At 50.3% G+C, this 6,711-nt stretch carries 7 protein-coding genes; 6 read left to right on the top strand and 1 reads right to left on the bottom strand.

Translation table 11 applies throughout. The features are described 5' to 3' along the window. Positions 1-211: 211 nt before the first annotated feature. From EIP89_RS11240 to EIP89_RS11265, 6 genes are all read left to right on the top strand, one after another. Complete coding sequence (locus EIP89_RS11240) at positions 212-1,345, top strand: Mrp/NBP35 family ATP-binding protein (protein WP_245966149.1); 1,134 nt, start codon at positions 212-214, stop codon at positions 1,343-1,345. 6 nt (positions 1,346-1,351) lie between these two features. After that, a complete protein-coding gene (locus EIP89_RS11245; protein WP_124398785.1) occupies positions 1,352-1,888 on the top strand; it encodes a KdsC family phosphatase in 537 nt (178 codons plus the stop codon). Further along, positions 1,889-2,662 (top strand): 3-deoxy-8-phosphooctulonate synthase, encoded by a 774-nt coding sequence (kdsA, locus tag EIP89_RS11250; protein WP_124398786.1) that lies wholly within the window; start codon positions 1,889-1,891, stop codon positions 2,660-2,662. Beyond that, the gene (locus tag EIP89_RS11255; protein WP_124398787.1) at positions 2,663-3,616 is read left to right on the top strand and encodes a KpsF/GutQ family sugar-phosphate isomerase; all 954 of its coding nucleotides are present in this window, start codon (positions 2,663-2,665) and stop codon (positions 3,614-3,616) included. An 83-nt stretch (positions 3,617-3,699) separates the two neighbouring features. After that, positions 3,700-4,512 carry an enoyl-ACP reductase FabI gene (locus EIP89_RS11260; RefSeq protein WP_124398788.1) on the top strand — a complete coding sequence of 271 codons (813 nt, stop codon included), beginning with the start codon at positions 3,700-3,702 and terminating at the stop codon, positions 4,510-4,512. A gap of 84 nt (positions 4,513-4,596) precedes the next feature. Continuing rightward, on the top strand, positions 4,597-6,087 hold the full coding sequence (locus tag EIP89_RS11265) for a hypothetical protein (RefSeq protein WP_124398789.1): 1,491 nt from the start codon (positions 4,597-4,599) through the stop codon (positions 6,085-6,087). Positions 6,088-6,180: 93 nt separating this feature from the next. Here the strand turns inward: EIP89_RS11265 and EIP89_RS11270 are convergent, their stop codons facing one another. Next, on the bottom strand, positions 6,181-6,576 hold the full coding sequence (locus EIP89_RS11270; protein WP_124398790.1) for a VanZ family protein: 396 nt from the start codon (positions 6,574-6,576) through the stop codon (positions 6,181-6,183). Positions 6,577-6,711 lie beyond the last annotated feature (135 nt).

Raw genomic sequence — 6,711 nt, forward strand, 5'->3', positions numbered from 1 at the left:
AATCAATTTTTTGAAATATCACTACCAAAAACCTGCTTTAAGTCTAATTCATTTTTTGTAACATTAAATACCATTTAAAAACTGATAAAAAAAAGCTGCCCTCTTTTAGGACAGCTTCTTTTTTTTTTTTTTATCAGATTTTATCCTCTGGCCATCCCTTTTTAGAGTTTCGGTACTGAGTACCTTTGCACTGCACTTAATTAATGAAGCTTTGGAAAAAAATGTAATTCGTGATGCCCTAAAGCATGTTACAGCCCCCGGCGATTCATCGGAAATTACTGAAAGCGGTCGCCTTCGCAATCTTCAAATCTTCGGCGATGAGGTAATTGTAGATGTAGAATGCCCATCACCGGCATTACACGTGAAAAAGAAACTCGAAGTAGATATCCTTAAAGCCATACACGACCACGCCTATCCCAAGGCAAAGGTGAAAGTGAATGTAATTGTGGCCGAATCAGCCAAAGAAGAAACGCCTCGCCTTCGCGGCAGCGAACTGCCCGGCGTCAAAAACATCATCGCCATCGCCTCTGGCAAGGGAGGAGTTGGAAAGTCAACTGTGGCTGCCAACATAGCGGCAGGTTTGGCAAAAATGGGTTTTGAGGTAGGGCTTGTAGATGCCGACATCTATGGTCCCAGCATGCCAATCATGTTTGATGTACCTCAGGCGCGCCCGCTTTCCATTCAGGTAAATGGACGTGGAATGATGCAGCCCGTTGAAAGTTACGGAGTAAAAATCCTGTCTATCGGATTCTTTGCCCAATCAAATCAAGCTGTCGTATGGCGCGGCCCAATGGCCAGCAAAGCCCTTAATCAGCTCATTTGGGACTCCTATTGGGGAGAGCTCGACTTTATGATTGTCGATTTGCCCCCAGGTACCGGCGACATTCATCTCTCGCTCGTACAGAGTGTGCCGCTTACAGGGGCAGTCATCGTCACTACTCCACAGCCGGTATCTCTTGCCGACGCGCGTAAGGGTGTGGCCATGTTTCGCATCCCCTCCATTAACGTGCCTGTGCTCGGACTGATTGAAAACATGAGTTGGTTTACGCCCGCCGAATTGCTAGAGAATCGCTACTACATCTTCGGCAAAGACGGTGGAAAATACCTGGCAGAAGAGTTAAATATTCCCCTTCTCGGTCAGATCCCGCTGGTGCAAAGCATTCGCGAAAGTGGAGACGTAGGCCGCCCAGCTGTACTTCAAGAGGGTACACCGGTAGCAGAAGCCTTCATGCAAGTAATTCGCCGAATGGTAGAAGAGCTTATGATTCGCAATGAAACACTCCCGCCCACAGAAGTAACCCGCATCACCACCATGGCCGGATGCAGTGCCGTAAAAAAATCGTAATACCATATGATAAACGACTTTCTCCAACTGAAACTCCACAACATCAAAGCCATACTCTTTGATGCAGATGGAGTGCTCACCAATGGCCAGATCATCATTGACTCAAAAGGCGAAGAAATTAAAGCCTTTCACGTGAAAGATGGGCAATTCTTCCCCTTTATGCGCTATTGTGGATTTATTTTAGGCTGTATATCAGGCCGTCAGTCCCACTCCCTGTCGGTGCGCATGGAGGCACTGAAAGTCCATTACGTGAAAACGGGTGTTAAAAAAAAACTCGAAGCATACGAACTTTTTAAACAGACCTACCAACTTACAGACGATCAAATTGCTTACGTAGGCGACGATATCAATGACCTGAAAATCCTTCGCAAAGTGGGCTTTTCAGCTGCACCGGCCGATGGATTGGTACAGCATTATCACCCAGTGGATTACATCTGCGAAGCCAAGGGTGGTGAAGGAGTACTACGCGAAGTATTTACCATGATCGTTGAAGCCCAAAGCCTTGAAGACAAACTCGAAGAATTCATCGAAAACGAACTCTAAATGACACTTTTTGAATATTCTAAAACGAACCCCGTCATAATCGCCGGCCCTTGCGTGATGGAAAGCTATGAGCTCATGGCCGAAGTAGCCCAAACGCTCGCCGATATCAAAGCCCGCAAAGGCTACCGAATTGTCTTTAAAGCCAGTTTCGACAAAGCCAATCGCACCTCTGTCAGTTCTTTTCGAGGGCCAGGTCTCGAAAAAGGACTTACCTGGCTTTCCGATATTAAGGCTACCTATGGTTTAGAAGTCACTACCGATATCCACGAAAGCCATCAGGCTGCGCCGGTAGGTCAGGTAGTTGACGTTGTTCAAATACCAGCCTTCCTCTGTCGTCAGACCGATCTGGTGGTCGAGGCCGGCAAAACTGGAAAGATCGTCAATATCAAAAAAGCCCAATTCCTCACAGCTGCCGATATGAAGTATCCGGCCGAAAAAGTTCTTTCAACCGGAAATTCCCAAATATGGCTTACCGAACGCGGCAATATGCTTGGCTACAACAATTTGGTGGTCGATTTTCGCAATATTCCCGCTTTGCAACAGCATGGCTTTCCGGTGATTATGGACTGCACCCATGCCGTACAGCAGCCTGGCGGGGGAGTCACCGGTGGCAATCGCGCCCTCGTTAAGCCTATGGCCCTGGCAGCCAAAGCCTTTGGCGCCGATGGCTACTTCTTCGAAGTCCACCCTGAGCCCGAAAAAGGCCTGAGCGATGCCGCCAACATGTATCGTTTATCCGAATTTGAACAACTATTAGATACCTTACTCTCGTAAATGAGCTCAGAGGAAATTCTGCACATCGCTCGCCAAACCTTCGACATTGAAATTCAATCGCTACAGCGCACTGCCTCTTTGTTAGGTCCGTCGTTCGTTCAGGCCGTACAAGCCATAGCCGCTTCACGCGGTAAGGTGATCGTTACCGGCATGGGCAAGTCGGGTCACATCGGCCACAAAATTTCAGCTACCCTGGCCAGCACAGGCACGCCCAGCTTCTTCATGCACCCGGCCGAAGCTTATCACGGCGACCTTGGCATGGTAGGGCCTGACGATGTCGTCTTGGCTATCAGTAACTCCGGCGAAACCGACGAAATCCTCAAACTCATACCCTACCTCCGCCACAATGGCAATACCCTCATAGCTCTTACCGGCAACGCGGGCAGCACGCTCGCACGCAATGCGCACATTCACCTGCTCATAGCCATCACACGCGAGGCGTGTCCACTTGAGCTAGCACCCACTTCTTCCACCACTGTCACACTGGCGCTGGGCGATGCTCTCGCCATAAGCCTTATGAAAATTCGCGGTTTCCGCGAAGAAAACTTTGCCCGCTTCCATCCGGGCGGAAGTCTTGGTAAGCGCCTTCTCAATCGCGTGAAAGACTACATGCGCACCGATCGCCTGCCTGTCATTCCGCCCGATAGCCCACTTGCCTCCATCATATCCACCATGAGCGAGGGCCGTCTCGGTTTGGCTATCGTGGCTATCGATCAGCGCCCAGTAGGCATCATCACCGATGGCGACCTTCGTCGACTCCTCGAGCGCCGAGGTAAAGAGGCCTTCGACCTCACCGCTCATCAAATCATGACCCCACACCCCAAAACCATTTCCCCCGAAGCCAGCCTCAAAGATGCCGAACAACTTATGGTCGCCCATAAAATCAACTCCCTCATCGTTCAAGACGCTGGCACCGGCACCATCGCTGGCGTAATCCAGATTTACGATATTTAAAAGTACACTCTACTTCAGGCCATCGCCATAGCTCAATTTTCTTACGGGAAAAATGTTCTACTTTTGGCCCAAACCACAATACAATGGCATATAACTTACTCAAAGGAAAAAAAGGAATTATCTTCGGAGCTCTGGACTCTAATTCCATCGCCTGGAAGGTAGCCGAGCGTGCCTATGAAGAAGGCGCTATCTTCACCCTTACCAATGCCCCTGTGGCTATGCGCATGGGCGAAATCCAAAAACTCGCCGAAAAAACCAATGCCCACATCATACCCGCTGATGCCACTGTACTCGACGACCTCGAGAAACTCTTTATTCAATCCATGGAAATACTCGGTGGCCCCATCGACTTTGTGCTCCACTCCATCGGCATGTCCGTTAACGTGCGCAAAGGTCGCCCTTACACCGACCTCAACTACGAGTGGCTCACCAAGGGGTGGGATGTTTCAGCCGTCTCCTTTCACAAGGTACTCCAAACTGCCTGGAAGCTCGATGCCATAGCCGAATGGGGAAGCGTAGTAGCCCTCACCTACATAGCCGCTCAGCGCACCTTCCCCGACTACAACGACATGGCTGAAAATAAAGCCTACCTTGAGTCTATAGCCCGCTCCTTCGGCTATCACTATGGCGTGCGCAAGAAAGTCAGAATCAACACCATATCCCAATCGCCCACCCGCACTACCGCCGGCAGCGGGGTTAAGGGATTTGACGCCTTTATCGACTACGCCGAGAAGATGTCGCCCCTTGGCAATGCCACCGCCGAAGACTGCGCCGACTATTGCATCACCCTTTTCAGCGACCTTACTCGTCGCGTCACCATGCAAAACCTCTATCACGACGGCGGCTTTTCAAGTATGGGTGTTTCCCAGCTCATCATGGAGCAATTCGGCAAGTGATTTTTCACTAAAATTTACTCAAGGCACCGGCACCTACAGGCCGGTGTTTTTGTTAGTAGGGATGCAGCCAAAACCAATTCCCCCGTGCACAGAGCAGTTATTAAAAAATTTTTTTCTGTTTTTTTATTTGGGCGTGTCCCTCGCAGGTTGCCCTATCGGGCAGCTGCTCGGGCCGGGCTATCCGCTCATATTCGCCTTGCGGGTGGGGGTGGCACATCCTACTTGCCCAATCAAGAGGCTGTAAATCCACCACCCCAGGGCTGCGTTGTCTGCCCTTCGGGCCAGCCAGCCTCGCCCTGGTGCCACAGTGCCCCACCCGCTGCGGCTCATATCCGCTTCTATCCCTCACGCGCGGCTCACTTCGTTCGCCGGGCACTGAACTCACCCACCAGAGCTATTCGCTTAGCTCTCCTGTGGGCAGTCCTTTTGCTCTTCAGCACCACACACATCCAGGCCCAATTTCGCGCTCAAGGCTATCTGCGCTACTTCCCCTTCCTCACCATCGACCGCACAGACCTGAGCACCTCCCCCCTCAATCACACCCTCCACCAGCGACTCAATCTCTCCTATCACCACGGCTCTTTCAGCCTTTATGCCGGCCAGCGCACGCGCCTCTTCTCAGGCCCCAACGTGGCCAATCCCTTCTTCAAAGCCTTCCTCCAAACCGATCTAAACGGCCCAATTGACGCCAGCTTCGTACTCCTTCATCGCGGCAATTATTTGCTACACACCATCACCGACCGCCTCTACCTCGACTACAAGGCCGAATCTTGGCAAATCTCTATCGGCCGCCAGCGCATTAACTGGGGCATCAACCCAGCAACAAATCCGCAGGATTTGTTTAACAACTATTCCTTCTTTGATTTCGACTATCAGGAACGCCCCGGCGCCGATGCCCTTCGCTTTCAGCGCTTTCTGTCGCCTACCTCGCGCTTTGAAATCGCCTTCGCCCCGGGTCGCAAGCGCCTGAGCACCGACCCAGGTTGGTGGCAGCCGAGCAACTCTGTAGCTGCTGCCCTGTATTCTTTCAACGTTTCAGGCTACGATCTGCAATTCACTGCCGGTTACTTCCGCCATCGCTGGCATGGTGGCTTTGGCTGGGCCGGCGCCCTCTGGAAGCTCGGCTTCAAAGGCGAGTTCTCTTACTTCCGCGACATTGAGCCGCAACCCACCCTTCCCCCCTCTAATTACACTGCCACCATCAGCCTCGATTACGGTTTTGGCAGCGGCCTCTTCTGCACGCTCGAAGCCACCTACAACCGCCGTCAGAATCCCCTTGCCGGCGGCCTCAATCCCCTCACAGCCCTCATCCCCAGGCGAGCTGACGACGTCGCTTTTTCCGAATGGCAGATTTTGGCCGTAGCCGCCTATCCCATCAGCCCGGTACAATCGGTCAACTTCTCAGCCATGTGGCTGCCCGACGAGCGCATCTGGTTTGCAGGCCCCTCCTACACCTACAGCGTTTGGCAAAACATCGACATCAATTTCCTGGCACAGCTCTTCTTCGCTCCTTCCGGCAGCCCCTTGAACGCCAATGGCTACAACCTTGCCCTGCTGGCTACATGGAGTTTTTAGCCAAGTTTCTGTTGTAGGGATTCAGATAAAATTTGAAGTTTTTCTCTGGAGGTTTATTAAAAAGTGCTCTTGAGCTCCAGATGCATTGCCTGTTCAGAAGAAATCCCAGTTTTTCAATACTATTAAAACGTATCGGAATAGGATAAAAACCAATAGACCCGATACAAGACCTATGTTGTTAAACAAAAAGTCAGACAGCGAAGCATTCCTGCCCGGTACCACGCTCTGTAAAACTTCAATTATTCCTCCCGAAATACTTAGCAGTAAAAACCCATGAATCAAAATGCTGGTATTTAGATCAGATTTTTGGTAGAATCGGGAGACAGCGGTCAGATAAAAAAACTTCAATCCCGCAAACGATATTAGATGCAATATTTTATCGCTTTGCTCAAGTAGGTACTCTGGCAACTGTGCTGATGGCGATAGAAGCAGGTATACAAGCACAGCACTGTAAACTGTAAAAGGGATCCAGTAAACAATTCTTCTCATAAAGTAAGAAAAAGAAGCTGTCCTAAAAGAGGGCAGCTTTTTTTTATCAGTTTTTAAATGGTATTTAATGTTACAAAAAATGAATTAGACTTAAAGCAGGTTTTTGGTAGTGATATTTCAAAAAATTGATTTTTG

It is taken from the genome of Thermaurantimonas aggregans (genome assembly GCF_003851885.1).
In the GTDB taxonomy this organism is placed as follows: Bacteria; Bacteroidota; Bacteroidia; order Flavobacteriales; family Schleiferiaceae; genus Thermaurantimonas; species Thermaurantimonas aggregans.